The organism is Azoarcus indigens (genome assembly GCF_004361735.1).
In the GTDB taxonomy this organism is placed as follows: domain Bacteria; phylum Pseudomonadota; class Gammaproteobacteria; order Burkholderiales; family Rhodocyclaceae; genus Azoarcus; species Azoarcus indigens.
In genome coordinates this window covers 73593-100091 of record NZ_SNVV01000020.1, presented here as the reverse complement: position 1 = coordinate 100091, position 26499 = coordinate 73593, and the positions used below count along the sequence as shown (strand labels likewise).

Annotated in this window: 23 protein-coding genes; 12 read left to right on the top strand and 11 right to left on the bottom strand. The window is 70.7% G+C overall.

All coding sequences use genetic code 11. The features are described from left to right. Positions 1-313 precede the first annotated feature (313 nt). Both C7389_RS19185 and C7389_RS19180 read left to right on the top strand, forming a co-directional pair. Positions 314-703, top strand: coding sequence for an MAPEG family protein (locus tag C7389_RS19185; protein ID WP_133594260.1), 390 nt, complete (start codon positions 314-316; stop codon positions 701-703). 20 nt (positions 704-723) lie between these two features. Further along, positions 724-1359 (top strand): nucleotidyltransferase family protein, encoded by a 636-nt coding sequence (locus C7389_RS19180; protein ID WP_246034898.1) that lies wholly within the window; start codon positions 724-726, stop codon positions 1357-1359. Positions 1360-1533: 174 nt separating this feature from the next. On the opposite strand, the gene pdxR is transcribed toward C7389_RS19180, so the two are convergent. After that, a complete protein-coding gene (pdxR, locus tag C7389_RS19175) occupies positions 1534-3024 on the bottom strand; it encodes a MocR-like pyridoxine biosynthesis transcription factor PdxR (protein ID WP_133594259.1) in 1491 nt (496 codons plus the stop codon). A gap of 89 nt (positions 3025-3113) precedes the next feature. On the opposite strand from pdxR, the gene C7389_RS19170 reads away from it, so the two are divergent. Continuing rightward, positions 3114-3782, top strand: a complete 669-nt coding sequence (locus C7389_RS19170) for a pyridoxamine 5'-phosphate oxidase family protein (RefSeq protein ID WP_133594258.1) — start codon at positions 3114-3116, stop codon at positions 3780-3782. A 70-nt stretch (positions 3783-3852) separates the two neighbouring features. Then, on the top strand, positions 3853-4983 hold the full coding sequence (locus C7389_RS19165; protein ID WP_133594257.1) for a VIT1/CCC1 transporter family protein: 1131 nt from the start codon (positions 3853-3855) through the stop codon (positions 4981-4983). Positions 4984-5473: 490 nt separating this feature from the next. On the opposite strand, the gene C7389_RS19160 is transcribed toward C7389_RS19165, so the two are convergent. Continuing rightward, positions 5474-7135, bottom strand: a complete 1662-nt coding sequence (locus C7389_RS19160; protein ID WP_162851790.1) for a methyl-accepting chemotaxis protein — start codon at positions 7133-7135, stop codon at positions 5474-5476. Positions 7136-7439: 304 nt separating this feature from the next. Between C7389_RS19160 and C7389_RS19155 the strand changes: the two genes are divergently transcribed. The 4 genes from C7389_RS19155 to C7389_RS19140 all read left to right on the top strand — a co-directional run bounded on the left by C7389_RS19155 (position 7440) and on the right by C7389_RS19140 (position 10773). Continuing rightward, positions 7440-8534: an acyltransferase family protein gene (locus tag C7389_RS19155; RefSeq protein WP_162851789.1), complete on the top strand. Its 1095-nt coding sequence runs from the start codon at positions 7440-7442 to the stop codon at positions 8532-8534. Positions 8535-8849: 315 nt separating this feature from the next. Next, positions 8850-9425: an NADPH-dependent FMN reductase gene (locus tag C7389_RS19150; protein ID WP_133594254.1), complete on the top strand. Its 576-nt coding sequence runs from the start codon at positions 8850-8852 to the stop codon at positions 9423-9425. A 196-nt stretch (positions 9426-9621) separates the two neighbouring features. Beyond that, entirely contained in the window at positions 9622-10254 is a 633-nt protein-coding gene (locus C7389_RS19145) for a MarC family protein (protein WP_133594253.1), read from the top strand. A gap of 120 nt (positions 10255-10374) precedes the next feature. Beyond that, positions 10375-10773, top strand: a complete 399-nt coding sequence (locus C7389_RS19140; RefSeq protein ID WP_246034897.1) for a hypothetical protein — start codon at positions 10375-10377, stop codon at positions 10771-10773. A 70-nt stretch (positions 10774-10843) separates the two neighbouring features. Here C7389_RS19140 and yfiB read toward each other — a convergent pair whose 3' ends face one another. The 3 genes from yfiB to yfiR are packed head-to-tail and all read right to left on the bottom strand — an operon-like array spanning position 10844 to position 13253. Continuing rightward, on the bottom strand, positions 10844-11371 hold the full coding sequence (gene yfiB / locus C7389_RS19135; RefSeq protein WP_211168479.1) for an outer membrane lipoprotein YfiB: 528 nt from the start codon (positions 11369-11371) through the stop codon (positions 10844-10846). 8 nt (positions 11372-11379) lie between these two features. Beyond that, on the bottom strand, positions 11380-12654 hold the full coding sequence (dgcN, locus tag C7389_RS19130) for a diguanylate cyclase DgcN/YfiN (protein WP_133594252.1): 1275 nt from the start codon (positions 12652-12654) through the stop codon (positions 11380-11382). Beyond that, positions 12651-13253, bottom strand: coding sequence for a regulatory sequestration protein YfiR (gene yfiR / locus C7389_RS19125; protein ID WP_133594251.1), 603 nt, complete (start codon positions 13251-13253; stop codon positions 12651-12653). Before yfiR ends, dgcN begins: the two co-directional genes overlap by 4 nt. 272 nt (positions 13254-13525) lie before the next feature. Between yfiR and C7389_RS19120 the strand changes: the two genes are divergently transcribed. Together C7389_RS19120 and C7389_RS19115 are read left to right on the top strand one after the other, a co-directional pair. Then, positions 13526-14839 carry a tryptophan--tRNA ligase gene (locus tag C7389_RS19120; RefSeq protein WP_133594250.1) on the top strand — a complete coding sequence of 438 codons (1314 nt, stop codon included), beginning with the start codon at positions 13526-13528 and terminating at the stop codon, positions 14837-14839. A gap of 25 nt (positions 14840-14864) precedes the next feature. Continuing rightward, entirely contained in the window at positions 14865-15470 is a 606-nt protein-coding gene (locus C7389_RS19115) for a DUF938 domain-containing protein (RefSeq protein ID WP_133594249.1), read from the top strand. On the opposite strand, the gene C7389_RS19110 is transcribed toward C7389_RS19115, so the two are convergent. The 4 genes from C7389_RS19110 to C7389_RS19095 all read right to left on the bottom strand — a co-directional run bounded on the left by C7389_RS19110 (position 15445) and on the right by C7389_RS19095 (position 19611). After that, positions 15445-16737 carry an MFS transporter gene (locus C7389_RS19110; RefSeq protein ID WP_133594248.1) on the bottom strand — a complete coding sequence of 431 codons (1293 nt, stop codon included), beginning with the start codon at positions 16735-16737 and terminating at the stop codon, positions 15445-15447. The genes C7389_RS19115 and C7389_RS19110 overlap by 26 nt on opposite strands. Then, a complete protein-coding gene (locus tag C7389_RS19105) occupies positions 16734-17279 on the bottom strand; it encodes a GNAT family N-acetyltransferase (protein WP_133594247.1) in 546 nt (181 codons plus the stop codon). The genes C7389_RS19110 and C7389_RS19105 overlap by 4 nt, the downstream gene beginning before the upstream one ends. Before the next feature lie 246 nt (positions 17280-17525). Further along, positions 17526-18953: a sensor histidine kinase gene (locus C7389_RS19100; RefSeq protein ID WP_133594246.1), complete on the bottom strand. Its 1428-nt coding sequence runs from the start codon at positions 18951-18953 to the stop codon at positions 17526-17528. Next, on the bottom strand, positions 18943-19611 hold the full coding sequence (locus C7389_RS19095; RefSeq protein ID WP_133594245.1) for a response regulator transcription factor: 669 nt from the start codon (positions 19609-19611) through the stop codon (positions 18943-18945). Before C7389_RS19095 ends, C7389_RS19100 begins: the two co-directional genes overlap by 11 nt. A gap of 247 nt (positions 19612-19858) precedes the next feature. Here C7389_RS19095 and C7389_RS19090 point away from each other — a divergent pair, with 247 nt between their 5' ends. Beyond that, positions 19859-21892, top strand: coding sequence for a methyl-accepting chemotaxis protein (locus tag C7389_RS19090; RefSeq protein WP_162851788.1), 2034 nt, complete (start codon positions 19859-19861; stop codon positions 21890-21892). Between the two features lie 25 nt (positions 21893-21917). After that, positions 21918-22454 carry a hypothetical protein gene (locus C7389_RS19085; protein ID WP_133594243.1) on the top strand — a complete coding sequence of 179 codons (537 nt, stop codon included), beginning with the start codon at positions 21918-21920 and terminating at the stop codon, positions 22452-22454. Positions 22455-22689: 235 nt separating this feature from the next. Here the strand turns inward: C7389_RS19085 and ggpS are convergent, their stop codons facing one another. After that, positions 22690-25008 (bottom strand): glucosylglycerol-phosphate synthase, encoded by a 2319-nt coding sequence (gene ggpS / locus C7389_RS19080; RefSeq protein WP_133594242.1) that lies wholly within the window; start codon positions 25006-25008, stop codon positions 22690-22692. 81 nt (positions 25009-25089) lie between these two features. After that, the gene (locus C7389_RS19075; RefSeq protein ID WP_133594241.1) at positions 25090-26343 is read right to left on the bottom strand and encodes an MFS transporter; all 1254 of its coding nucleotides are present in this window, start codon (positions 26341-26343) and stop codon (positions 25090-25092) included. Positions 26344-26499: the final 156 nt, after the last annotated feature.

The window sequence follows — 26499 nt, the reverse complement described above, 5'->3', positions numbered from 1 at the left end:
GGGTGACGCCGGAGCGGGTGCTGCCGGTGGCCGAAGCGAAGGCGGCGCTGGCGCTGGCGGCCGATACCTTGTCGGCCTGCGGGGTGGGCGCGCGGGGGCAGTGAGGCGGGCGATGCTCCGGCACGTCTGGGTGCCGCCGATAGCCGTGTGCGCCGGCCGCGGAATCTGCTCCTGCGGCATGGAACCGGCCCGGAGAGGGGATTTCCCGGTCCAGCTGGCGTGATATCCATGGACCGTGCCGTGCGCCCGGCGCTGGCGTCCGCGCCTTCCCGCACCCACAATCCAGCCTACATACAGGCCCAGGGAGGCACCCATGTATCCGGCTCTTACCGCGTTCTACGGCGCGCTGCTCGGCATCCTCTTCGTCGCGCTCTCCCTGTGGGTGTCCATGGCGCGGGCCAGGCACCGGGTGCATCACGGCGACGGCGGCCATGACGACTTGCAGCGTCGCATCCGCAGCCAGGCCAACTTCGCCGAGTACGTGCCGCTGGCCCTGTTGTTGATCGGTATGGCCGAAGTCGGCGGCATCCCGCCTGCCTGGATCAACGCCCTGTTGCTGGCGCTGCTGCTCGCCCGCATCGCCCACCCCTTCGGCATGACGGCTCGCGAAGGCTCGCCCCGCCAGTACGGACTGCGCGGGCTGGGCATGCTGGTGACCTGGGCGGTGATCCTCATCGCCGCGGTGCTGCTGCTGTTGCGTTGAACCGTTCAACGAGCGCGACCATGAACAGCGCGGCCATGAACCCCTTCCCCCTGCGCGGCATCCTGCTCGCGGCCGGTTACGGCCGGCGTTTCGACCCCGCCGGCGGGCGGGACAAGCTGCTGCAGCCGTTGGCCGACGGCCGGCCGGTGCTGTGGCATAGCGCGCGGGCCTTGTGCGAGGCCCTGCCTGGCAGCCTGGCGGTGCTGCGGCCGGGGCAGGCCGAGCGGGCGCGCTGGTTGCGCGAGGCCGGCTGCGAGGTGGTGGAGAGCGCCGCGGCCGAGGCCGGCATGGGCGCGGCGCTGGCGGCGGGCGTGGCTGCGTCCGCCGGGGCGGGCGGCTGGCTGATCGCGCTGGCGGACATGCCCTGGCTGCCGGCGGCGGCGATACGCGCGGTGGCCACGGCGGTGGATGGACCTGAGGTGGTGGCGGCCGCGGCCCACGGCGGCCGGCGTGGCCATCCGGTGGGATTTGGTGCTGCTTGGAGGGCGGGCTTGATGGCTTGCGCTGGTGATGCCGGCGCCCGCGAGCTGCTGCGCGGGACAGCGCTGCGCTTGCTCGAATGGACTGATGACAGCGTGTTGCGGGATGTGGATGTGCTGGCGGATCTGAAGGGCGAGGCGCAGGGAGGAGGAAGGTCGCGCGAAACTGGAATGTAGCCGCCCCTTTGGGGCCCCTCTCCCCGGCCCTCTCCCACGAGGGGAGAGGGAGCAAGGCAACTCACGCGGCGGGCAAAGCGGTGGGTGTCGCGATAAGCGCCCGAGCACCCGCCTGCCAGCCTCCAGTCCCAGAGCCCAACAGTCCCACGGTCCAACAGTCCCACTGCAGTGTGATCAGCCTCTGCTCCGAGACGAACTGGCGCTATTCCGCCGCTCACCTACCGTTTCTTCCAGTGCCTGCCGCAACCTTCTCACCGCCTCATCCATCTGTCCTTCCGGCGTTCCCCCATAGCCTAGTAGGAGGCCGCGACAGTCCAGTGGCGCTTGTGCGTAACGGCTGAGTGCTTGAACGCCCAGGCCCAACTGGCGGGCGTGGCGGGCGAGGGCGAGGTCGTCGGTGCTTTCCGGCAGGCGCAGCACCAGGTGCAGGCCGGCCTGGCCGCCATCCAGCGTGAGGGCGCCGAAGCCGTCGCCGAGGTGGCGGGCCAGCGCCTCGCGCAGTGCGGCCTGGCGGCGTTCGCCGCGGCGGCGGCTGCGGCGCAGGTGGGCGCTGTAGTGGCCGCGGCGGAGGAAGTCCGCCAGGGCGGCCTGTTCCATCGCCTGGCCTGGGCGGGTGGTCTGGCTGGCGGCGCGAGTGAAGGCTTCCGCCAGCACGGGCGGTACCACCAGGTAGCCGATGCGCAGGCCGGGGTAGAGCGTTTTGCTGAAGGTGCCGGCGTGGATCGCCGGCGCGCCGGGGCGCAGGCCGAACAGCGCCGGCAGGGCGGGGCCGCCGCGGCGGAATTCGCTGTCGTAATCGTCCTCGATGATCCAGCCGCCGGCGGCCTGCACGCCGTCCAGCAGTGCCAGCCGGCGGCGCAGCGACAGTTCCTGGCCGCTGGGGTATTGGTGGGTGGGGGTGACCAGCACCAGGCGCGGCGGGTGGCGGCGGAAATCGGCTGCGTCGAAGGCCATGCCTTCGGCGTCCACTGTCATCGGCCGCAGGCGCAGGCCGGCGAGGCTGAGGGCGGTGGCGGCGGGGGGATAGCCGGGGTTTTCCACCCAGGCGCAGTCGCCAGCATCCGCCAGCAGGCGGGCGCACAGCTCCAGCGCGGCATGCACACCGGCGGTGACGATGACCTGCTCCGGCGCCACCGCGAAGCCGCGCAGGCCGGCGAGGTGGTCGGCCAGCGCTTCGCGCAGCACCGGTTCGCCGCCGCCGGCGCTGTAGCCGAGCTGGCGCGGCGTGGCCTGGCGCCAGGCCCGTTCCAGGCAGGCGCGCCAGGCGCGGAAGGGGAAGTCGGCCAGATCCTGCATGCCGGGCGCCAGCGGCCAGGTGGAGGTGGCGCTGCGTTCGTCTTGATCCGGCCGCAGCACTGCTCGGGCGCGTTGCGACAGACGCGGTGCTTGCGCGGGGAGCGGGGGGCTGGCCGGCGCCGGCAGGGCCGCGACCCGGCTGCCGTGGCGGTCCGCCTGCAGGCAGCCTTCCGCCGCCAGCTGTTCGTAGGCGTGGAGCACGGTGTTGCGGGCGATGCCCAGTTCGGCCGCCAGCGCGCGGCTGGCCGGCAGGCGGCTGCCGGCGCTGAGCCGGCCTTCGGCGATGGCGGCGCGCAGGCGGCGGTAGAGCAGGTGCTGGCGCGGCACGCCGGCGGGCAGCGGGGGCGCCAGCAGCCAGGCGAAATCCATGGTGGCTCCATCTGGAGGCTGTCTGGTGGTGCTAGGGATGGTGCCACGGCGCGGGCAGCATGGGGCCTTTCCCCCGACTGGAGCCCGCGATGTCTACGCCTTCCGAACCTTCTTCCACTGCCTCATCCGCCCGCAGCCGGGTGCGCCGGCGGCCGGAGCGCGCCCATTACGATGCGGATACCGTCGCTGCCATCCTGGACAGCGCGCTGGTCTGCCACATCGCCTTCCAGTGGGAAGGCTCGGTGCATGCGCTGGGCACCGCCCACTGGCGCGAGGGCGATCATCTCTACATCCACGGCGCGCGCGCCTCGCGCATGCTGAAGGCGCTTGCCGCCGGCCAGGCCTGCGTCACCGTCACCCAGGTGGATGGCCTGGTGTTCGGCCGTACGCCGCTGCACCACTCGATGAACTACCGCTCGCTGGTGGCCTACGGCCAGTTCGAACCGGTGGAGGACGAGGCGGAGAAGGCGGCGCGGCTGCAGGCCTTCATCGAGCGCCTGGCGCCCGGCCGCTGGGCCACGCTGCGGCCGATGAACGACAAGGAACTGGCCGCTACCGCGGTGCTGCGCCTGCCGCTGGACGAAGTCTCGGCCAAGATCCGCGACCATGGCGTGATCGACGAGGCCTCCGACCTGGGCTGGCCAGTGTGGGCCGGCGTGGTGCCGCTGGCTTTGCGGCGGGGGGCGCCCGTCGCGGACGGGCAGAGCAGGGTGGCGGAAGCGCCGGCCAGACTGGGCGCAATCGTGCCGCCGGTGTGACGCATGCGGGTTCGCTGCGCTGCGGCATTCGCTTACACTCGCCCGGCATGAAAAGAACGGGACAGAGCACGTGACGCAGCCGCATGAGGACGTAGCCCGCTACCGGGCCAATCTGCAGGACGAGATCGACAGCGCCGCCCTTTACCGGGCCATGGCGGAGGAAGAGCGCTCCCCGGAGATCGCAGAGCTGTACCTGCGCCTGGCCCAGGTGGAGGAAAGCCACGCCGCCTTCTGGCGCCGGCGCATCGGCAAGCTGGTGGGCGTGGAACCGGCGCCCAGGCCGAGCTGGCGGGCGCGGGTGATGATCTGGGCCACCCAGCGCCTGGGAGTGAACGCGGTGCTGCCGACGGTGATGAACCAGGAGGCCACCAACCGCACCATGTACGACAGCCAGCGCGAGGCCCAGGGCACCGCCCTGCCGGCACAGGAGCGCTCCCACGCGCGGCTGCTGGCGCACCTGGCCAGCCGCTCCCGCCACGGCTGGAACGGCGCCCGCTACGCCCAGCTCGAAGGCCGCCACGGCGCCGGCGGCGGCAACACCCTGCGGGCGGTGGTGCTGGGTGTGAACGACGGGCTGGTGTCCACGCTGAGTCTGGTGATGGGTGTGGCCGGCGCCGCCTTTTCCTCCTCCACCGTGCTGATGACCGCCGCCGCCGGCGCGCTGGCCGGTGCCTGCTCGATGGCGATGGGCGAGTGGATCTCGGTGCAGAGCTCGCGCGAGCTGTACCAGCGCCAGATCGAGGCCGAGCGCGACGAGCTTGAGCATGTGCCGGCGGAGGAGAAGGAGGAACTGGTGCTGATCTACCAGGCCAAGGGCTTCTCGCCGGAAGAGGCGCGCACCATCGCCTCGCGGGTGATCAGCGACAAGGATTCCGCCCTGGACACGCTGGTGCGGGAGGAATTGGGCATCAACCCGGACGACCTCGGCGGTTCCGCCTGGGCGGCGGCCGGCTCATCCTTCCTCGTCTTCCTTCTCGGCGCCCTGGTCCCGGCGGCGCCGCTGCTGTTGCTGGAGGGTGAGCAGGCCATCATCGCCAGCGCAACCGCCAGCGGCGTCGGGCTGTTCGCCATCGGCGCTGCCATCACCGTATTCACCGGCGGCGGCGCTTTCCGCAGTGGCCTGCGGCAACTGGCGATAGGCGCGGCCGCCGCGGCAGTGACCTACGGCGCGGGGATGCTGTTCGGGGTGGCGATCCACTGAGGCATTGATGTGGCCGCCGGGGCTGCCCTCTCATCCCTTGAGCAAGGAGGAGGGGCGCTTGGCGAGGAGCGTTAAAGCGGGCTCAAGTGTGCTGTTTCCAGGGGGAGGGGCACTCCACAGGGCGGCTACGTTCACACGGTCCGCGCGAGCTACCCCAGCTCCCCCGGCCTCTCTCCCGCAAGGGGCGAGGGGAGAAAACCGGCTGCGATCGTGCTTGCTTGCATCGAGGGGATGGTTTCCAGGGTGCTGGCTGACGCGCTCCCATGATCGCGCGGCGGAGGAACGCCCTCTTCCCCTCGCGGGAGGGCAGGGGAGAGGGGGCGCCCCGGAAGGGGCGGCCGCGTCCAAATCCCGTGCCGCGGGTCCGCTCTCCTCCACGTCCCGCCCTCGTAGCCTGCCGGCGGCAGGGCATCCCGGGGCGCGAAGCGATGCCTCGCTTTTTCCACCCACGACCCGCGAGGGGAGAAGCCGGACGCGGCTTGCCTTCCCCTCAGGCGCGGAAGCGCCCCACCAGGTCGTGCATGTCGGACGACACCCGTTTCATCTCCACCGCGGCTGCCCGCGCTTCGCTCATTGCGGCGGTGTTCTCCTCGCTCATGGTGGCGATGCTCTCGACCTGGCGTGCCAGCTGTTCGCTGGCGCTGCTCTGCTCCTGCAGTGCCAACGCGATGTCGCCGGACACCTCCACCACCCGCTGGGAGCTTGCCCGGATGGCGGTGACGGCGTCGCCGGCAAGGTCGGCTTCGGTGCTGGCCTTCCCCACCTCGGCCACCATGCGGTGCATGTCGTCCACCGTGTCGCGCGTTTGCAACTGGATGGCCTGGATCTTGGCGCCGATTTCTCCCGTCGCCTGGGCGGTGCGTTCGGCCAGCTTGCGGACTTCGTCGGCGACCACTGCGAAGCCGCGCCCCTGCTCGCCGGCGCGGGCGGCTTCGATGGCGGCGTTCAGTGCCAGCAGGTTGGTCTGATCGGCAATGTCCTTGATCACCCCTGCGATGTGGCTGATCTGCTCGGTATGGCGGCCCAGTTCCTCCACCCGTTCCGAAGTCGCCCGTACCTGGCCGGCCATGGACAGCATGCCGCCCACGGTACGGGAGATGACCGCGCCGCCATTCTCCGCCTGCGCCTGGGAGCCATGCGCCAGTTCCCGGGCGGTGGTGGAGGATTCGGTGACGTGGGTGATGCTTACCGCCAGCTCTTCCACCGAAGCCGCCATCGATGAGGTGTACTCGTTCTGCTGCGCAACCGAGGCGTTGAGCTGGGTGAAGGAGTGGGAGAGGCCATCGGAAGCCTGGGAAACATGGTCGCCGGCGGCCTTCATGCGCTGTACCACCGCCTGGAATTCCTCCATCAGCTCGTTGACGCTGGCCGCGAGCTGACTCATCTCGTCCTGCCCGGAGAGGGGGATGCGGCCGGTGAGGTCCAGCGTGCGCTTGATGGCGGCGGTGGTGTCCTGCACCACCGCGATCTGGCGCCCGATCTGGCGCCGCGCCAGCGTGACCAGCACGGCAACCACCAGCAGGCACAGCCCGCCGAAGGCCATCAGCACCCGCCAGGCGGTGGCGTAAGCGGCCTGGGCGTCGGCGATCTGGGTGTGCACCCGTGCGGTCTCCAACTGCTCCAGTTGGGAGACGAGCTTGTTCATGGCCTCGGTGCTGGCGCGGTCGCGGCCGCGCAGCTGGCGGTCCAGCCGCTTGCCGGCTTCGCCGTCGGCCGGGTTGAAGCCCTCCAGCGCGCCGCGGTAAGCCTCTCCCAACTCGCGGTGGGCGGCCAGCACCGTGTCCAGGTCCGCCACGAGGGCGCGGTAGGCGGGGTCCGCATGGCTGGCGAAGGCGCCGCGGGCGGTGTTCAGGCCGGTCTGCACCCGGGCTTCCTCGTCAATGAATGACTGGCGGTAGCGGTCGAAATCCTCGCGTGCGTTGCCGCGCAGCAGGATGTTCTTCCACTCCTGCACCTGGGTCTTGAAGGCGAGGCTGGCTTGCTGGATGCGGATCAGCTCTTCCTGGCCGTGCCGGCTGTCCTCCAGGCTGCGCTCCAGTGTGTCGTTGAGGCGCGCTAGCTGGATCACACCGAAGGCGGTGGAGAACAGGATGCCACCGACGGCAAGCAGGCCGAGCAGCAGCAGGCGGGTGCGGATGGTGAGGGAGCTCATGGAGATGTCCTGTCGGATGTGAGGCGGCGGCACAGTCTTTTTATAGGCCGGGCGGCGGGTTCCGCTGCGGATGCGGGGCTGGCGGGTGAAAAGGGACGACGCGTGGCGCAATCGTTGCCATTCGTTGCAAGGGGCGCGGAGGGCAGGCGCGCGCGTGCGCTGCAGCAGAAGTCTGCCCGCGTGGCAGGGGTGGGAGATAAGGAAAAATTCCGCAACGTTCTCGCCGCCGGCGGACCGAACTGCCCGGACTAGGCTGCGCTGTTGCCGCTGACTAAGCATCGGCCCGAAACCCCGAGGAGCGCCCGTGAACCGCGTCGAACCCCTGGACTACGGCAGGTTTCTTGCCGCCATCACCGTGCTGGCCTACCACTATCTGGTGAACGGCATCCACAACGGCAAGATCGACTCGCTGGCGCCCGAGCCGGCCCTGGTCGCGTTCGCCAAGTACGGCTACCTCGGTGTCGAGTTCTTCTTCATGATCAGCGGCTACGTGATCTTCTTCTCCGCCCGCGGGAAGCGGGCGAGCGAGTTCGTGGTGTCGCGCGCACTGCGGCTGTATCCGGCCTTCTGGGTGGCGATGCTGTGCACCGCGGCGGTGGCGGTCTTCCTCGGCGATGGCCGCATGGATGTCACGCCGGCCCAGGTGCTGGTGAATCTCACCATGTTCTCCCGCGCGCTGGGCGTGCCCTTCGTCGACGGGGTGTACTGGACGCTGCAGTTCGAGCTCGCCTTCTACCTGGCGGTGCTGGTACTGCTGCTGGCCGGCCTGCAGGACAGGCTGGAGCCCATCTTCCTGCTGTGGCCCTTCGCCATGGCGGTGGCGCTGGCGCTGGGCCTGAGCGAGCTGCCCTACCTTGGCGGCCACTTCCCCTTCTTCGCCGCCGGCGCGGTGCTGGCGATCCAGAAAACGCGGCCGACCCGCTACTCGGTCGCCGCCCTGCTGCTGTGCGGCGCGCTGTGCGTGCTGTTCGCGGTGCGCAACCTGCCCGCCGGGCTAGTGGCGGACGGGGTGAGCTACTCCCGGGCGCTCATCGCCGCCATCGTCTGCGCCCAGTTCGCCTTCTTCCTCTTCCTCAATTCCCGCCTCGGCAGCCGCCTGCGCCTGCCGGGCTCGCGCCTGGCCGGCGGCCTCACCTACCCGCTCTACCTGGTGCATGCCCATATCGGCTACATGCTGCTGTCGCGCTTCGCCACCGAGGAGAACAAGGCGCTGGTGTATCCGGCGGTGATCGTAGTGGTGCTGGCGCTGGCCTGCGCCATCCACCTCGGCGTCGAACGCCGCGGCGCCGCTTTCTGGCGCGGGGCGATCGACGCCAGCCTGGGCAGCGCCACCCGCTGGCTGGAACGCCGGCTGGCGGGCGTGCCGAGGCTGATGGCGCGGTTGCGCCGGCCGGCCTGAGTGCCGGGTCTCGGCGACGCCGTGCGCCTGTAGCGCCCGCCGGTGGATGCGTTCGTGGGTGGGACCCGGGGGCGCGGGGAAGGGCGGTGCCGGTCCGCCTCCGTGGTGGCGGTTTGCACCATTACTCTTTCCGGCGACGGGGTGTGCCGCTACCTATACTCCCGCTGGAGTGCATTGCCGGTGCAGCGCGGCCTCCCCACGCCCATCTCTGCGGAACCGGCTCCCTGCGAGCCCGACTAAAAGGGGTGTTGCGTTTGCCGTGGGCGATGCGCCCGCGTTTCCGCCGCTGCGGCGGCTCAATACGGAGGTCATCTCATGAGCACTCGTCCCCTCAAGGTCGTTACCCTGGTCGGCAGCTTGCGCAAGGGTTCCTACAACCGCATGGTCGCGCAGTCGCTGGCGGAGTTGGCGCCGGCCGGCTTGAGCGTGGAACTGCTGGCGTCGGTGGGCGACATTCCCCATTACGACGCCGATGTGCAGGCGGAAGGTTTCCCCGGTGCGGTGGTGGCGATGGGCGATGCGATACGGGCGGCGGACGGGGTGATCATCGTGACGCCGGAGTACAACTACTCGGTGCCCGGCGTGCTGAAGAACGTCATCGACTGGCTGTCGCGGCTGGACAAGCAGCCCTTTGCCGGCAAGCCGGTGGCGATACAGAGCGCCTCCATGGGCGTGTTCGGCGGCGCACGGGCGCAGTATCACCTGCGCCAGATCCTGGTGTTCCTCGACGCCATCGTGCTCAACCGGCCGGAGGTGATGGTGGGGGCGGCGCAGACCAAGGTGAACGAGGATACCGCCACGCTGGGCGACGCCGGCACCCGGGATTTCATCGCCGGCCAGCTGAAGGCTTTCGAGGCCTTCATCCGCAAGCACGGCAGCGACGGCGCCTAAGCAGGCGCTTGCGGGACGCGGTGGCGCCCCGCGGCGTCGTTGAAGCGACTGGGGGAGAGGGCGTTCGCGCGGGGCCGCCTCGACCGGCCACTCGGACGGGCAGGCTTGCCGGTCCCAGGGCGAAGTTGCCCGTAATTGAGTGCCGGCTTAATAGAATGGCGCCCACAAAGGTTTTCCGGGAGGCGCGGGCGCGCTCATGAGTCGCTGGTACGAATGGCTGAACATGCTGGTGGGCCTGCTGGTCATCGTCAATCCGCTGCTGGCGGTGTCGGCCTTCTCGACGTTGAGCGGCGACGACGATCCGGCCCGCCGGCGCAATACCGGCCGTCATGCGGCAATCACGGTCGCGGTGGTGCTGACGGTGTCGGCGCTGGCCGGGGAGGCGGTGCTGGGCTTTTTCGGCATCCGCCTGCCGGAGTTCCAGGTTGGCGGGGGCATCCTGATCCTGCTGATGGCGCTGTCCATGCTCAACGCCCGCCCCGGCCCTGCCCGGCATACCGCGGAGGAGGCGGACGAGGCGCAGGAGAAGGCGCAGATCGGCGTGGTGCCGCTGGGCATCCCTTTGCTGGCCGGGCCGGGGGCCATCAGTACCGCCATCATCTATGCGCACCAGGCGCGCGGCTGGGTGGATGTGGCGGTGCTGCTGATCGCGGTCTGGCTGGTGGCGGCGCTGGTGTGGCTGTCCATGCGGCTGGGAGACGAGCTGGTGCGGCGCATGGGGGTGCTAGGCCTCAATATCGCCACCCGCATCATGGGGCTGCTGCTGGCGGCGATCGCGGTGGGTTTCGTCACCCAGGGGCTGCGCACCCTGTTGCCCGGGCTGGCTTGAGCCTTTACGGACCTGCGGATTGCATGCTGCGGTCCGCGTCGCGTAATCGGTGGCGGCGCTGCCGCCGGATTTTTTCATCGAGCAGGCGGTGAGGGTGCCGCCGCATCATGGGAGAGGACGATGACGGGAAGACATTGGATGAAGGCCATAGTGGCGGCCGCCAGCCTGCTGGTCCTGACGCCGGCGGTACTGGCGCAGGAGAGCCAGCCCATCAAGCTGGTGTGCGGCGGCATCGGGGTGGATGAATCGGCGAAGATGCGGGCGGAGATCAGCTCGCATTCTCTGACCATCCTCTATTCCACCCCGGACGGCAGCTATCTCACCGGCGTGCATACCCGGGTGGACGATCCGCTGAAGGATCGCAGTGCGGAATCCGACTGCGGCCCGGTGGGCCAGGTGGATGTGAGCGAGTCGGGGCGCTACCGGGTGACCGCCACCTTCGCCGGCCAGACCCGCAGCCAGTGGTTCGATCTCAAGCCGGGCGGTGGCGCGCGCACGGTGATGAGCTGGCGGGAGTGATCCCGGGCTGGTTTGCCGGGCGCTTCTTGACGCCCTGGGTGCCGCGCGGTGTTGCAGGAGGCCCGCCGCCTCAACCCGCCGGCACGATGATGGCGACCCGCCTGTTCTGCGCCCGGCCTTCGGCGCTGGCGTTGTCGGCGACCGGGTGGGCGCTGCCCAGGCCGCGCCGCACGATGTTGTCGTAGGGGATGCCGTATTCGGCGATGGCCTTTGCCACCGCGTCGGCACGCCGTTGGGACAGCGCCTGGTTGTGGCGCTCGCTGCCGGTGTTGTCCGCATGGCCTTCCACCCGCAGGTTGTCGATGTCCACCGAGCGCAGGGTTTCGGTGAGTTGCTGCAGCGCCTTGTGGGCGCGCTCGCTCAGCTGGTCGTCGTTGGAATCGAACAGGATGGGGCCGTCCAGGTTCAGGCCCCAGCCCTCGTCGGTGAGGGTGAAGCCGGCACGCAACAGCGCGGCGATCTGGCGCTGCTCCAGGCCGGCGGCCGGCGCGGTCGGCGGCGTCTGGCAGCCGAGCAATAGGGTGGTGGCGGCCAGTAGCATGGCGGCCATCAGGCGTCGAAGCGGCGTTTGCAGGGCGGAGGTGAGGGGGCGTGTCATGCGGTTTCTCACGAATTGGCGCGGTTTGCTGCCTCGGTGGGGGCGATCCGGTAGTGGCCGCGGCCGTTGCGCTTGGCCAGGTACATGGCGTGGTCGGCGGCGCGCAGCAGGGTCTCGCCGCTGCCGGCATGCTGCGGATAGGCGGCGATGCCGATGCTGAGGCCGGGCAGGACTTCCACCCCCGGCCGCAGCGCCACCGGCGTCGCCACCGTGGCGAGGATCTTCTCCGCCACCCGGCTGGCATCCTCCAGCCCGCGCAGCGGTGTCAGCAGTACCGCGAACTCGTCGCCGCCCAGCCGCGCCACCAGGTCGCTGTCGCGCACCGCGGTGCGCAGCCGCCGGGCGATTTCCATCAGCAGGCTGTCGCCGGCAGCGTGGCCGTGGCCGTCGTTGATTTCCTTGAAGCGGTCGCTGTCCAGGTAGAGCACGCCCACCTGGCTGCCGTTGCGCCTAGCCTCGGCCACTGCCTGCTCCAGCCGTTCGCCGAAGTAGGCGCGGTTGGCAAGGCCGGTGAGGCTGTCATGCAGCGCCAGGTGGGAGAGTGAGGCGTTGGCTTCTTCCAGGCTGGCCTGGCGGGCTACCAGCTCGGCGTTGCGGGCCTGGATCTCGTCGAACAGGGCGTTGAAGTCCTTGCCCAGCTCGTCGAACTCGGCAACTTCGAAGTGCGGCAGGCGGCGGGCGAAGTCCTTGTTCATGCGTGCGGCATGGGCGAGAGAGGAGAGCGCGTCCAGCTCGGCCACCAGCTTCTGCTCCAGCCGCCGCGCCAGATCGCGGGCGGTGAACAGGGCCAGTGCGAGGCCGACCAGCCCGGCGGCCACCGCTTTCAGGAAGAAGCCGGCGAACACGCCGCCGCTGCCGCGCAGCGCCACCTGGCCGAGCACCTTCTGCTCCTGCGCGATCTCGGCGGTGATGCGCTCCGGCACCGCCAGACGGCCGATGAGCGCGCTGAAGTTTTCCAGCGCGGCGCCTTGCTGCTCGTACCGGGCCAGTTCGCTGCCGTCCGGCAGCAGGATGCGGGCCTCCACCAGGTGCTCGCGCTGGCCGATCTGCTGCAGGATCTCGCGGGCGGTGGCGGCGTCGGCGAACATCACCGCCGCTTCGCTGGAGTAGGCGATGGTGCGCGCCACCAGCGCCAGGTTGGCGGTGTGCTGGGCGCGCAGGGTGAAGAAGGCTGCCGCCGCCAGCGCCAGCGCGGCGATCAGCAGCGCCAGCAGGGCGGAGCCGAAATAGGTGCGGCGCAAAGCCTGGAACAGGGTGCCGCGGGGTGTGCTGGGGGGATTCATGAGCCCGCCCCGCGCAGTTGGCGCGACAGCCGCAGCACCTGCGGATTGACGCGCAGGCCGGAGCGGGAGATGGCGTCGAGGTTGGCGGAGAAGCGCACTCCCGCAGCCGGGCTGGCGGCGTTGTCCTGGTCCAGGCAGAACATGCCGCCAGCGGAGCAGAAGCTGGCGCCTTCGCCGATGGTGAGCACGGGCGCGCCGGTGAGCTGGCCCAGCAGCCGGGTGCGCGCGGCCGGCGCCACCTCGCCGACGTAGAGCAGGTCGCAGGCGGCCGGATTGTCGCCGGGCTCCAGCTGGCGTACCACGCTGAGCCGCTCCGCCCCTATCCAGTCGGCGGTGCGGCGGATGGCTTCGGCATGGGCGCTATGGCCGGCGATGCAGACCTGCAGCACTTCCGGCTGCACCGGCCAGCGGGTATAGCTGACGATCCCCCACACGGTGGCGCCCACCGAGGCCTGGCTTTCGGCCAGCAGCATGCGCTCATCCGCGCTGCTGTCCGCAGCCTGCGCCAGCGCGCCGGCGAACAGACACAGGGCGGCGACGAGGATGCCGCGGCGGGCGGGGACGCGGCCCGGAAAGGAGGAAGGGGAAGATCGGGACATCGCTGGACAGGCCCGGCAAGGCCGGCTGGCTGCGCTCCGCGCGGGGTGGGAGAGCCGGCTGGCGATGTGCGCTGGCCCGCGCTTGAGCGCGCGTTTTCATTGGTTTCGGGGCTTGAGTCTAGCCCGCGGGCCGGATGGTGGTGCGGGAATATGTCACGTGCAGGGCCAGCCGAAACCGCTGGCATGCGGCCGCCGGCAAGGTTAGCGCGGCGCCGGCCCAGGCGCTAAACTCCCGCCCTTCAGCCCACATCCCAGGCATTTGCAGGCTTCCCATGCCCACGACCCGCATCCTTACTGGCATCACCACCTCCGGCACGCCCCACCTCGGCAACTACGCCGGCGCCCTGCGCCCGGCCATTGCCGCCAGCCAGCGCGCCGACGCCGAGAGCTTCTACTTCCTCGCCGACTACCATGCGCTGATCAAGACCGGTGGCGACCCAGCGCGGGTGCACCGTTCAACGCTGGAGATCGCCGCCACCTGGCTGGCCGCCGGCCTGGATACCGAGCGGGTGTGGTTCTACCGCCAGTCCGACATCCCCGAGATCCCGGAGCTCACCTGGCTGCTCACCTGCGTCGCCAGCAAGGGCCTGCTCAACCGCGCCCACGCCTACAAGGCGGCGGTGGACAAGAACCTGGCCGAGGGCGAGGACCCGGACGCCGGCGTCAACATGGGCCTCTTCATGTACCCGGTGCTGATGGCCGCCGACATCCTGATGTTCAAGGCGCACTCGGTGCCGGTGGGGCGCGACCAGATCCAGCATATCGAGATGGCGCGCGACATCGCCGCCCGCTTCAACCACCTCTACGGCGAGCATTTCGTGCTGCCGGAAGCGGCGATAGACGAATCGGTGGCCACGCTGCCCGGCCTGGACGGCCGCAAGATGAGCAAGAGCTACGACAACACGATTCCGCTGTTCTCGTCCTCCGCCGAGCTGAAGAAGCTGATCGCCTCCATCGTCACCGACTCGCGCGCGCCCGGCGAGCCCAAGGACCCCGAAGGCTCGGCGTTGTTCGAGCTCTACCAGGCCTTCTCCACGCCGGAGCAGACCGAGGCCATGCGCGCCGCCTTCGCCGGCGGTATCGCCTGGGGCGAAGCCAAGCAGGCGCTGTTCGAGCAGATCGACACCGCGGTGGCGCCGATGCGCGAGCGCTATCAGGCGCTGATCGCCCAGCCGGAGCTGATCGAAGCCAGGCTGAAGGAAGGGGCGGCCAAGGCGCGCAGCATCGCCACCCCCTTCCTTGCCGAACTGCGCCGCGCGGTCGGCCTGCGCAACCTCGGCAGCGCCATCGAACAGCGCGGCGGCGAAAAGGCCAAGGCGGCCGCCCAGCCGCAGTTCAAGCAGTACCGCGAGGGCGATGGCCGTTTCTACTTCAAGCTGGTCGCTGCTGACGGCAGCCTGCTGCTGCAGAGCGTGGGCTTCGCTTCGCCCAAGGAAGCCGGCCAGACCATCGCCCGGCTGAAGCAGGGCGCTGCGCCCAGCGAAGCCGCCGACGGCCTGCTGCTGGATGGGCGGCCGCTGGGCGTGCTGGCCGGCGGCGCCACCCTGGCCGCGGTGCAGGACGCGCTGGCCCGGCTCGCCGGCTGAGCTGTCCGAAGCCTGCCGGATTCGCATGAGCGCCGACGCCCGCCTGTTCGCCCCTGCCACCGCGCGCAACCGCGAGTTCATCCTCGCGGTGCTGCGGCGCCACCTGCCGGCCGCCGGCACGGTGCTGGAGATAGGCAGCGGCAGCGGCGAGCACGCGGTGTTCTTCGCCGCCGAGCTGCCCGGCCTGCGCTGGCAGCCCAGCGAGACGGAGGCCGGCGCGCTGGCCTCCATCCGCGGCTGGATCGCGCATGCCGGCGTCGCCAACGTCGCCGATCCCCTGCTGTTCGACGCCACCGCCGCGCAGTGGCCGCTGGCCGCGGCGGATGCGGTGGTGGCCATCAACGTCATCCATTACTCGCCCTGGGCAACCACGCCGGCGCTGCTGGATGGCGTCGCCCGCCTGCTGCCGCCCGGCGGTGTGCTCTATTTCTACGGCCCCTACCGCCGCAACGGCGCGCACACCGCGCCCAGCAACGAAGCCTTCGACGGCTGGCTGAAGGAGCGCGACCCGCGCTTCGGCGTGCGCGACCTGGAGGCGGTGGTCGCCGAGGCTGCCGCCCGTGGCCTGACGCTGGCCGAGGTGGCGGAGATGCCGGCGAACAACCTCAGCGTGGTGTTCCGCCGCGCTTGAGTTTGATGCGGCGGGCTTGCCGCCGCCGCTGGGCGGCGTCCGCAGCGTCGATCCCGCCTGGCGCCCTGCGCCTTTTCCCCTGGTTTTCCTGCTTGCTGGTGAGGGGCGCACAGCGCAGCTTGAGCAGCGCGGCGGCGCCCAGCATGGCCAGTGCCAGCAGCACGCACAGGCCGAGCGCGGCTCTGGCGCCCCAATGCTCGATGATGAGCGCGAACAGCAGCGGCGCCGCGGCGGCGACGAAGAAGCCGGGCGCCAGCAGGCGGCCGACCAGGGAGCCGTAGGTGGCCGGATCGAACAGCACCAGCGGCAGCGTGCCACGGGTGATGGTGAGCAGGCCGTTGCCGGCGCCGTAGAGGAAAGCGAAGGCCACCGCCGCCGTCAGCCACTGGCCGCTCGCCAGCGCGGCGAGGAAGCACGCCGGCAGCAGCGCGCTGGCGAACAGGTTGAGGCTGGGCGGCGGCAGCCGGCGGCCGAACAGCACTTCCGCCAGCCGCGCCAGCGATTGGCCGACGCCGCGCAGCGCGCCTATCGCCACCGCCACCGGCGCGGCGACGCCGAGGGCGACCAGCAAGGTGATCATGTGCGCCGACATCGCCGCGGCGAGAAAGCCGGTCACCGTGATGATGGCAGCGTAGAGCACTGCCGCCAGCCGGGCATGCCCGACCGGCGTGCGGAAGCCGGTCGCCGCGCCCTGGCTCGCCGGCTCTGGCGCATGGCGGCCGCGGGGCAGCGCCAGGTGCAGCGGGATGGCGGCCAGGGCGATGGCGGCGTAGGCCAGCATGGCGCCGCGCCAGCCGTAGCGCTCCGCCAGCGCGTGGCCCACCGGCCAGAACACGGTAGAGGCGAGGCCGCCCAGCAGGGTGATCTGCGCCATCGGCCGGCGCGCAGCCGGGCCGCCGACGCGGGCGAGGGCCGCGAAGGCGGCGTCGTACAAGGTGCAGCGCATCGCCAGTCCGAGCACCAGCCAGGCGACGTAGTAGGCAGGCACGTTGTCGGCCAGCGCCAGGCCGAGGCAGCCGGCGGCACCCAGCACCATGCCCCAGGCCAGCACCGGCCGGCCGCCATGCTCCTCGATCAGCCGGCCGACACGGGCGGAGCTCAGCCCCATCGCTACCAGCGCGGCGGAGAAGCCGCCGTGCACCAGCGCCAGGCTCCAGCCGAGATCGGCGGCCATCAGCTCGCCAAAGCCGCCGATGAGGTAGTAGAACAGCCCCCAACTGACGAGCTGGCCGAGGCCGAGGCAGAACAGCGGCAGGCGGCCGATCACGCCTGCGCCTGCCCGCCGCCCGCCTCGCCCTTGCCCAGGGTGCGCTGCATCTGCACTGTATCCACCCAGCGGCCGAACTTGTAACCCACCGCCTGCAGCGTGCCGGCGTGGCGGAAGCCGAGGCGGGTGTGCAGGGCGATGGAGCCGGCGTTGGCGCTGTCGCCTATCACCGCCACCATCTGGTGCCAGGGGCCACGCTCGCAGCGGGCGATCAGCTCGCCGAGCAGCGCCCGGCCGATGCCGCGGCCCACCGCCTGTTGCGCGATGTAGATGGAGTCTTCCAGCGTGTAGCGGTAGGCGGCACGCGGGCGGTAGGGCGCGGCGTAGCAGTAGCCGAGGATGCTGCCGGCTTCCTCCGCTACCAGCCAGGGCAGGCCCTGGTCCAGCACCGCGGCGCGGCGCCCGGCCATGGCCGCGGCGTCCGGCGGCGCTTCCTCGAAGGTGGCGGCGCTGTTGAGGACGTAGTGGCCGTAGAGGGCGGCGATCTGCGGCAGGTCGGCGTCCTGCGCGTCGCGCAGGGTATAGGCGGCAGGGGCGGGCATCGGAGTCTCTTCTGGGAGCAGGCGCAGGATGCGGATGGTGCCCGCTCGGGAGCCGTGGGAAAAGTCCTGCATTGCCAGCGGGCGGGCTCGGCCTGCGGCAAGGCGGCCTGTTGCAGGATGGGGGAGGCGGCTGGGCGCGGCTGATTCGCTCCGGCGGGGGCGCCGGAGACATCGGGCCGTCGTCAATGCGCCAGCGGGCGTGGCAGTGCAGGGCGGTTCCGCCGGCGCTGCCGCGCGGCGCTTGCCTCAGCCCGCGGTTTCCGCCGCCGCCCGCTTGAGCGGCAGCCGCACCCGTACCGAGCTGCCACCGTCCGGGCCGTCCTCGATGGTGATGGTGCCGCCGTGGCTGCGGGCGATCTCGCGGGCAATCGGCAGGCCCAGGCCGCTGCCGGAGGGTTGCGTGCCGGCCACGCGGTGGAAGCGCTCGAATACCCGCTCACGCTCGGTGGGCGGGATGCCCGGGCCGCTGTCGGCCACTTCGATCAGCACCGCTTCCTCCTCGCTGTGGCAATGCAGGGTGACCTGGCCGCCGGCCGGGGTGTACTTGAGGGCGTTGTCCACCAGGTTGGCAATCAGCTCGCGCAGCAGCGTGGGGTCGCCGATCAGAGTGGCGGGCTCGCGCTGCACGCCGAAGTCGATGTTGCGGGAGTCGGCCAGGCGCAGCCAGTCCTCCAGCATGTCGTCTATCAGCTCGGCGAGGTTCACCGGCGGCGCGTCGGCCAGCAGGCGGTCGCCGGATTCGGCGCGGGCCAAGGCAAGCAGCTGGTTGGCGAGGCGGGTGACGCGCGCCACCGAGTGGCGCAGCCGGGCCAGCGCGGCGGCGTCGGCATGGCCGTCGCCCATCAGCTCCAGCTGCACCTGCAGGCTGGCGAGCGGGGTGCGGAGCTGGTGGGCGGCATCCTGCAGGAAGTGGCGCTGGGAGGCGTTGGCCTCGCGCAGGCGGCCGAGCAGGGCGTTGAGGGCGCGTACCACTTCGCGGATTTCCACCGGCACGCCGGCGAGGTTGACCGGCGCCAGATCGGTGCCGGAACGGCCGGCCAGCTCGTGCTCCAGCCGGCGCAGCGGCGCCAGCCCGGAGGGGATGCCGAAGCGCACCGCCAGCGCGGCGGCGATCAGGATGAGGGTGGCGGCGGCGGCAAAGCCGAACAGCAGGCGCTCCATCGCCTGGCGGCGCTTGCCCAGGGTTTCGGCGACGGTGACGTAGAAGCCCTGGCCGCCGCTGTAGTGGTGCAGGCTGACACCGCGCACCGGCAGGCCCTGGTACTCGCTGTCGTAGAACAGCGGCGGCTCCTCGCGCCGCGGCTCCAGCGTGCCGGGAGGCGGCGCGCCCAGCAACACGGCGGGGGCGCGCTGGCGTTCGGCGTCCGCCAGGCCGAGGTCGCGGTCGCCGGCCAGCAGTTCGCCGCGGCTGTCGCGCACGCGGAAGAAGATGCGGTCCACCGTGTCGGTGCGCAGCACCGTCTCCGCTTCCGGCGACAGCGACAGCACCGGCCCGGTCTCGTCGTCGCTCAGGTGGGTGGCGAGACCGTGGGCGAGGTTGAGCAGGTTCTGGTCGTAGGTGTTGTTGATGACGTCCTGGGCGACGAAGTAGCTCAGGCCGCCGGCGGCGAACAGGGGGATGAGCGTGGGCCAGGCCAGCGCCCGCAGGATGTTGCGGGCGAGACTAGCCTGCATTGGGACGCGGCGGGTTGGCCAGTTCCAGGCGGTAGCCGAAGCCGCGCACGGTGCGGATCAGCAGGCCGGCGGGCTCCAGCCGGGGGCGCAGGCGGGAGATGTAGACCTCCACCGCGTTGCCGCTGCCTTCCGCCTGCAGTTTCTCCTTGGGCACGGTACGGCCGTCGGCGGTGGCCAGGGCTTCCAGCAGCTCCCATTCGCGCGCGGTGAGGGCCAGCGGCTGGCCCTCCAGTTCGGCGAGGCGGCCTTCGGTGTCCAGCGTCAGCGGGCCGAAGGCGATGCGCTGGGTCTCGGTATGGCCGCCACGGCGCAGCACCGCGCGCATGCGGGCGGTGAGTTCGGCGAGCTGGAAGGGCTTGGCGAGGTAGTCGTCGGCGCCCAGGTCCAGGCCGTAGATGCGGTCGTCCAGGGCATCGCGGGCGGTGATGATGATCACCGGCAGCGCCTGCTTGCGATTGCGGATGCGGCGTACCACCTCGTAGCCGCCCAGGCCCGGCAGGCCGACGTCCACCAGGGCGAAGTCGAAGTTCTCCTGCTGCAGCCGGCGATCCGCCGCCATGCCATCGTTCTCCACTTCGATGATGTCGCCCTGTCCCTGCAGGAAGGCACAGATGCCTTCGGCCAGTTCGGCGTCGTCCTCGACCAGTAGCACGCGCATTTGCTTTTCCATCCTTCGTTGCGTTCCTTTCGGGCGCGCCTGGCGCGCGCAGGCGACATCCTATACCGGTCGCGATTCTGCCGCCGTGCCGTGCTATCTGCCCACATTGGGTAGCGGTATGCTTGGGCTTGTCGGCCGCCGGCCGATATTCGTTCCAGAGCCCCGGCCAGAGCCGACTGGATCGGCCTTTTGGCATAGATTGTCGAAGGCGGGGGAAACCGGAAAAGCGCTACAGAGGGGAGCAAGAATGCAGTATCGGGATTATTCGGTCGGACGGCAGATCCTGTTGCCGGCGGTAGCGCTGCTCGTGGTGGTGTTCGCGGCGATGATAGGGCTGACCTCCCTGCTCACCGAGCGCGCTTCGCTGGCCCAGTCCAGGTTGGAGCTGGAAAACGAAATGAAGCTGATCACCGGCGCGCTCGACAGCGAATTCGAGAGCGTGAAGACGCGCGGCATGCGGCAGGTGAATTTCTTCAGCCAGTTCCTCGGTGGCGAATTCACGGTGAGCGACAGCCGGGTGGCGACCGGCGAGGTGGAGCTGCCGGCCATCACCCTGAACGGCGCCGTCATCAATGGCGACCACGCCATGCTGGAACGTTTCCGCCGCCTCACCGGCGATGATTCGGCCGTCCTGCTGCTGGTCGAAGGCAAGGTCTACCGCGCGGCCACGCTGCTGAAGAAGGACGGCCGCTACCTGGATGGCGTGCCGCTGCCGGACGACGACCCGGTGGCGAAGGCGCTGCGCAGCGGCGAAACCTACCAGGGGCTGGTGGTGCGCAACGGCGAGTATTTCTTCAGCAACGTGCTGCCGCTCAAGGACGGCGCCGGCAGGGTGTTCGGCGGCCTGTCGGTGCGCATCGGCCTGGGCGACGAGATGGAGCGCATCCGCAAGCTCTACGGCAGCGTCGTCGCCGGCAAGACCGGCTATGTGGTGATCGCCCGGCCCAGCGGCAACCCGGACACCATAGGCGAGTTCATCGTTCATCCGAAATTCCAGGGCAAGGTCATCGGTGAGGTGGTGCCTGCCGGCGAGGCGCGCCGCTCTGCCGAGGAGAACATGCGTTTCGAAGGCGGCACCCGGCACTTCCTGTGGCCGGACGGCAACACGCTGCGCGAGCGGCTGGCGGTGGTCGGCTGGTCCAGGCCGTGGAATTTCCAGGTGACGGTGGGCAGCTGGACCGACGAGTTCCTGCAGGAGAGCGTGCGCCTGCGCTGGATCCTGGCCGGGGTGAGCGTGGGCGGCCTGCTGGTGATCGCGCTGGTGCTGGCCTGGCTGGTGGCGCGCCGGCTGCGGCCGCTGGGCGGGGTGGTGAGCGCGGTGGTGGAGCTGGGGCGCGGCAACCTGCAGGTGAGCGTGCCGGATGCCGACGGCCGCAGCGCCAACGAGCTGCGCCAGCTGGGCGCGGCGCTGAATACCACGGTGGCACAGATGCGCGAGCTGGTGGGCGAGGTGTCGCGGGCGGCGGAAGAGGTGGGCGGCTCCGCCCGCCGGCTGGACGAAGGCTCCGTCGGCCTGCTGGAGAGCGCCGGCAGCCAGTCGCAGGCGGCCTCCGGCATGGCGGCCTCGGTGGAGCAGCTGTCGGTGAGCATCAGCCAGGTGGCGGACAACGCCCGCGAGGCTTCGGCCATGAGCGAGGAAGCGCTGGCGAGCAGCCACGACGGCCACCAGGTGGTGGGCCGCACCGCCTCGGAGATGGAGATCATCGCCGAGGACGTGCGCCAGACGGCGGATGCGGTGCTGGCGCTGGGCGAGCAGTCCAAGCAGATCTCGGCGGTGGTGGGCGTGATCCGCGAGATCGCCGAGCAGACCAATCTGCTGGCCCTGAACGCCGCCATCGAGGCCGCCCGCGCCGGCGAACAGGGGCGCGGCTTCGCGGTGGTGGCGGACGAAGTGCGCAAGCTGGCCGAGCGTACCGCGGTGTCTACCGAGGAGATCGGCCGCACCATCGCCGCCATCGTCGCCGACACTCAGGGCGCGGCCACCCGCATGGAGTCGGTGCGCGACCGCGTCGGCAAGGGCGTGGAACTGGCACGCCAGGCCGGCAGCGCGTTGGAGACCATCGACGAGCGTACTGGCCGCGCGGTCAGCGTGGTGCAGAGCATTGCCGACGGCACGCGCGAGCAGAGCGCCGCCAGCCAGGAGATCGCCCGCGCGGTGGAGCGCATCGCCCAGATGGCGGAGGAAACCAATGCCATCGCCGAGAACAACTCGGCCGACGTGCGCCAGCTGCAGCAGCTGGCAGGCCAGTTGCGCGAAGCACTGACCCGCTTCCGCCACTGACGGGCGAACAGGAGAAGGAGCTGCCATGAAAATCCAGACCCGCCTGACGACGCTGCTCGCGGTGCTGACGCTGGCCGGCTGTGCCGCGCCGGCCGATCCCGGCGCGATGGCGGTGCGGCTGACGCCGGCTGCCGACGCCAAACGCAGCAGCCAGGGCGTACGCATCAGCGTGCTCGGCGGGCGGCAGACCTCGCAGCTGGGGCCCTCCAGCATCGCGGACGAGGATTTCGCTGCCGCGCTCGGCCGTTCCTTGCTGGACGCCGGCGTGTTCCGGCGGCTGGAGCAGGGCGAAGCCAGCGGCTACGGCCTGCGGGCGGTCATCGTGAACCTGGAGCAGCCCTGGTTCGCGCTGCGGACCAAGGTGGAGATGGAGGTGAGTTATAGCCTCACCGACCAGGTGAGCGGCGCCGAAGTGTGGAAGCAGACCATACGCAGCAGCTACACCACGACGCCGCTGGATACGCTGGACGGCATGGCGCGGCTGCGGCTGGCCAACGAGGGGGCGGCCAGGCGCAATATCGCCGCCGCGCTGGTGGCGCTGGAGCGGGTGCCCTTGTACTAGGGCGCGAGGAGCGCCGGCGGGGCCGTCCTCGCCGGCCGGCGTCCGCCGCGGGCATCGACGAAAAAGCGCATCCCCGATCATGCCGGGGATGCGCTTTTGTCTTTTCGGGCGCGCGGCAGGCTGGCGGTCAAAGCGCGGCTGCGCTTGCCGTCGGGTCCGTTCCGCCGCCTTGCCGCGGCGGGGGGCCGCAGCCCGCGCTCGCCCGCGCGCCGGCGGCCGGCGCTGCGGTGCCCCTTCAGGCCGCGGTGCGCAGCGCGGCGGCGCTCGCGCTCGAGTCGCCCGCCGCCACCGGTGCCGCCAGCGCTTCTGGCGCAATGGTGGCGGCCACGCTGGCATCCACTGCGTCGAGGAAGTCCTGCCCCCAGCGGTGGATGTCGTTGTGCTGGACGATGGCGAACAGGCCGCGCAGCCGTGCCTCCGCCTCGGCAGCGTTCATGGCGATGCCGCTGTACAGCTTGGCCTCCAGGTCGGCGAGGTCATGCGGATTGGTGAGCAGCGCGCCATGCAGCTCGGCGGCGGCGCCGGCGAATTCGGACAGCACCAGCACGCCGCGGCCGTTGGTGAGGCCCTGGGTGGCGACGTACTCCTTGGCCACCAGGTTGAGGCCGTCGCGCAACGGGGTGATCCACATCACGTCGGCCATCGCATACCAGGCCACCACCTCCTCGAAGGGCAGGGCGCGGAAGAAGAACTGCACCGGTGTCCAGCCGACGCGGGAGAAGCGGCCGTTGATGCGGCCCACCGCTTGTTCGATGTTCACCTGCAGCTCGTCGTAGATGCGCATTTCCTTGGCCGCCGGCACGCACACCGTCACCAGCTGCACCCGGCCCTGCAGCTCCGGGTGATCGTCCATCAGCTTCTCGAAGGCCAGCAGCTTCTCCAGCGTGCCCTTGGTGTAGTCCAGCCGCTCCACTGACAGGATGACGCGCACGCCGGCCAGCTCGGCGCGCATCTGTGCCATGCGGCCGGTGGTTTCCGGGTTGTCCAGCACCTGCTGAACGCGGCCGACGTCCAGCCCCACCGGATGGGCGCCCAGGCCGATGCGCCGGCCGTGCACCTCGATGGCGGTGCTCACCTCGTCCAGCCCCACCGCGCAGCCATAGGTGAGGTAGCGCGGCGCGCAGGCCTTGGTTTCCAGCACCTTGAGCGGTGCCACGCCGCGGGCGACGTCCACGAAGTTCTCCGCCTGGCGCGGAATGTGGAAGCCGATGTAGTCGCACTGCAGCAGGCTGCCGATGATCTCGCGCCGCCACGGCAGCACATTGAACACGTCGGCGGAGGGGAAATAGGTGTGGTGGAAGAAGGCGATCTTGAGGTCTGGCCGCAGCTCGCGCAGGTAGGCCGGCACCATCCACAGGTTGTAGTCGTGCAGCCACACCACCGCGCCTTCGGCCGCCTCCATCGCGGTGCGCTCGGCGAACAGGCGGTTCACCTTGAGGAACACCGCCCAGTCTTCCTCGCGGAAGCGGGCGCGCTCCCAGAAGGTGTGCAGCGTCGGCCAGAAGGCTTCCTTGGAGAAGCGCTTGTAGAAGATGTCCACATCCTCGCGCTGCAGCGGCACCCGGGCGCAGACCAGCTCGGGGTAGCGCTCGCGGTCCACCTCGGTGTGGGTTTCGAAGGGCACCGCGTGCTTCGGGTCCTGGATCGCCCAGGCCACCCAGGAGCCGCGCTTGCCGTCGCCGAAGAAGCTCAGCAGCGTCGGGATGATGCCGTTGGGCGAGCTGGGCCGGCGGCGCGCCAGGTGGCCGTTCTCCCAGGCTTCCTCGTAGGGCAGGCGGTGATAGACCATCACCAGGTCGGCCTTGCCCGGCTCGTCCATCGCCCGCAGCTCTGCGTCTATGCCCTGCGGGCCGAGGAAGCCGAAGTGGCCGATGGCTTCCAGGATGCCGCCGCAGCCGGTATGCACCGAGTGCAGCACGCGGGCGCGGTCGCGGGTGGCGTCCAGCAGCGCCGGTTCGGACTCGCCGACGCAGACGCCGATGAAGCCCTGCTCGTACATCGAGAGGTCGTTGAGGGTGTCGCCGGCCACCAGCACGTCGTCCGGGTCCAGGCCCAGGTGTTCCACCAGCGCCCGCAGCGTGCTGCCCTTGTTCACCCCGGCGGGCAGGATGTCCAGGTAGCGGCCGGCGGAGTAGAGCACTTCGCAGCCCAGGCCGGCGGCAGCCGCGTGGATTTCGGGGTCGATGGCGTCGGCATCGCAGAAGTAGGAGCAGCGGCGCTGCTGCGGCACCTCCTGACGCTCCAGCCGCGGGAACTGCGCCATCGCCTCGGCGATGACCTGCTCACCTGGCCAGCGGGCGTCTATGCCGGCCTGCAGCGGCTGCACCGCGGCCTGGCTGCGGCCGTCGACCACGGTGCCGCCGACGTCGCAGACGATGTAGTCCGGAATGGGGATGGTGGGGTCCGAGAGAATCGGCAGCACCCCTTCCAGCCCGCGGCCGGTGACGAATACCAGCTTGATCTCCGGGTGGGCGGTGATGAGTTGATAGAGGCGCTGGCGGTTTTCCGGGTGTCCGGCGAGGAAGGTGCCGTCGAGATCGGTTGCAAGCAGCATGGCGGTTCTCTCCTTTCGGTGAAGCCGACGCGAGGGCCGACATGAGTCAGGGGTAGGTGGGTGGAAAAAGGGCGGGCGGCCTCAGGTGGCGGCGCCGCGCGGGGCGGCGTTCGGCTCCTCGGCCGGGGTCATCATCTCCAGTGCGGTTGGCGAGGTGCGCACCATGGGCATGCAGTGCGCGGGTTCTTCGACGATCACGTCCGTGGTGCGGCGCGCCTGCATCAGCGCGTAGGCAGCCAGCGGAGTGAGCATGCAGGTGAAATAGACCGGCAGCGCCGCCGGCCCCAGCCAGCCCATCAGCAAGCCGGCCAGCGTCGGGCCGATGGCCGCGCCCACGCCGTGCAGCAGCAACAGGCCGGCGCTGCCGGAGAGGATGTCCTCGTGCGAGAGGTGATCCACCAGGTGGGCGACCACGATGGGGTAGATGGAGAAGGCGGCGCCGCCGAACAGGAAGGCGCCCACCAGCACCGCCTTGCCGGCCAGCCCCAGCAGCGCCATCAGCACGCCGGCGCCGGCTGCGGCGGCGGCCACCCAGCCCAGCGCCAGGCGGCGGTCGGTGCTGTCGGAGAAGCGGCCTATCGGCCATTGCAGCGCGGCGCCGCCGAGAATGGCGAAGGTCATGAACAGCGCGATGCCGCTGTCGTCCAGGCCGATGCGGCCGCCGTACACCGCGCTCATGCCCCAGAAGGCGCCCATCGCCAGGCCGGAGAGCAGCGCGCCGGCACAGGCCACCGGCGCCGCCGCCCACAGCTGGCGAACCTGCAGCCGCGGCGTGTGCGGCAGCTGCGGCGGCGCCTGGCGGGTGGCGGTCACCGGCATCATCGCCAGGCAGACGAAGATGGCCGCCACCGCGAACAGGGTGAATTCGCTGGGCGGGGCGATGTGCAGCAGTTGCTGCGCCAGCGCCAGCGCGCCCAGGTTCACCGCCATGTAGACGGCGAAGATCTGCCCGCGCCGCTCCGGCGGCGCCTGCCCGTTCAGCCAGCTCTCGATCACGGTGTAAAGCCCGACCAGGCTGATGCCCATCGCCACCCGCAGCACGATCCAGAAGGCCGCGTTGACGATCAGCGCATGCAGCAGCATGAAGCTCGCGGCGGCGGCGGCGAAGAAGGCGAAGGCGCGCACATGGCCCAGGCGGCGTATCACCGGCGGCGCCACATAGGTGCCAAGGAAGAAGCCGAGGAAGTAACCGGAGCCGATCAGCCCCAGCGTGATGTCGGAGAAGCCTTCCTGCGTGCCGCGCAGCGCGAGCACGGTGTTGAGCAGGCCGGTGCCCAGCAGCAGCAGGGCAATGCCGACGAGCAGGGAGCCTATGGGCAGCAACAGGGGCAGCATGGGCGGTTCGCTCCTTCCGGCGCCGCCGCCGGTGAGGGCGCGTCGCCGTAACTGGGCTGCCGGCACTGGCGATGCGGAGGAGGCCGGCAGCACTGCCGCGGCCGGAGGAAGGGGCGGCCGCGGCACGTATGCCGCCGGCGCCAGGGTCGCCGCCGG

Bases quoted from the DNA above. Each gene is read 5' to 3' on its own strand.
- C7389_RS19075 (WP_133594241.1), bottom strand. From the start codon at position 26,343: ATGCTGCCCCTGTTGCTGCCCATAGGCTCCCTGCTCGTCGGCATTGCC.
- C7389_RS19140 (WP_246034897.1), top strand. From the start codon at position 10,375: ATGACGGGAAGACATTGGATGAAGGCCATAGTGGCGGCCGCCAGCCTG.
- C7389_RS19180 (WP_246034898.1), top strand. From the start codon at position 724: ATGAACAGCGCGGCCATGAACCCCTTCCCCCTGCGCGGCATCCTGCTC.
- yfiB (WP_211168479.1), bottom strand. From the start codon at position 11,371: ATGACACGCCCCCTCACCTCCGCCCTGCAAACGCCGCTTCGACGCCTG.
- C7389_RS19170 (WP_133594258.1), top strand. From the start codon at position 3,114: ATGTCTACGCCTTCCGAACCTTCTTCCACTGCCTCATCCGCCCGCAGC.
- C7389_RS19095 (WP_133594245.1), bottom strand. From the start codon at position 19,611: ATGCGCGTGCTACTGGTCGAGGACGACGCCGAACTGGCCGAAGGCATC.
- pdxR (WP_133594259.1), bottom strand. From the start codon at position 3,024: ATGGATTTCGCCTGGCTGCTGGCGCCCCCGCTGCCCGCCGGCGTGCCG.
- C7389_RS19145 (WP_133594253.1), top strand. From the start codon at position 9,622: ATGAGTCGCTGGTACGAATGGCTGAACATGCTGGTGGGCCTGCTGGTC.
- C7389_RS19100 (WP_133594246.1), bottom strand. From the start codon at position 18,953: ATGCAGGCTAGTCTCGCCCGCAACATCCTGCGGGCGCTGGCCTGGCCC.
- C7389_RS19090 (WP_162851788.1), top strand. From the start codon at position 19,859: ATGCAGTATCGGGATTATTCGGTCGGACGGCAGATCCTGTTGCCGGCG.
- C7389_RS19115 (WP_133594249.1), top strand. From the start codon at position 14,865: ATGAGCGCCGACGCCCGCCTGTTCGCCCCTGCCACCGCGCGCAACCGC.
- C7389_RS19105 (WP_133594247.1), bottom strand. From the start codon at position 17,279: ATGCCCGCCCCTGCCGCCTATACCCTGCGCGACGCGCAGGACGCCGAC.
- dgcN (WP_133594252.1), bottom strand. From the start codon at position 12,654: ATGAATCCCCCCAGCACACCCCGCGGCACCCTGTTCCAGGCTTTGCGC.
- C7389_RS19160 (WP_162851790.1), bottom strand. From the start codon at position 7,135: ATGAGCTCCCTCACCATCCGCACCCGCCTGCTGCTGCTCGGCCTGCTT.
- C7389_RS19150 (WP_133594254.1), top strand. From the start codon at position 8,850: ATGAGCACTCGTCCCCTCAAGGTCGTTACCCTGGTCGGCAGCTTGCGC.
- ggpS (WP_133594242.1), bottom strand. From the start codon at position 25,008: ATGCTGCTTGCAACCGATCTCGACGGCACCTTCCTCGCCGGACACCCG.
- C7389_RS19185 (WP_133594260.1), top strand. From the start codon at position 314: ATGTATCCGGCTCTTACCGCGTTCTACGGCGCGCTGCTCGGCATCCTC.
- yfiR (WP_133594251.1), bottom strand. From the start codon at position 13,253: ATGTCCCGATCTTCCCCTTCCTCCTTTCCGGGCCGCGTCCCCGCCCGC.
- C7389_RS19085 (WP_133594243.1), top strand. From the start codon at position 21,918: ATGAAAATCCAGACCCGCCTGACGACGCTGCTCGCGGTGCTGACGCTG.
- C7389_RS19120 (WP_133594250.1), top strand. From the start codon at position 13,526: ATGCCCACGACCCGCATCCTTACTGGCATCACCACCTCCGGCACGCCC.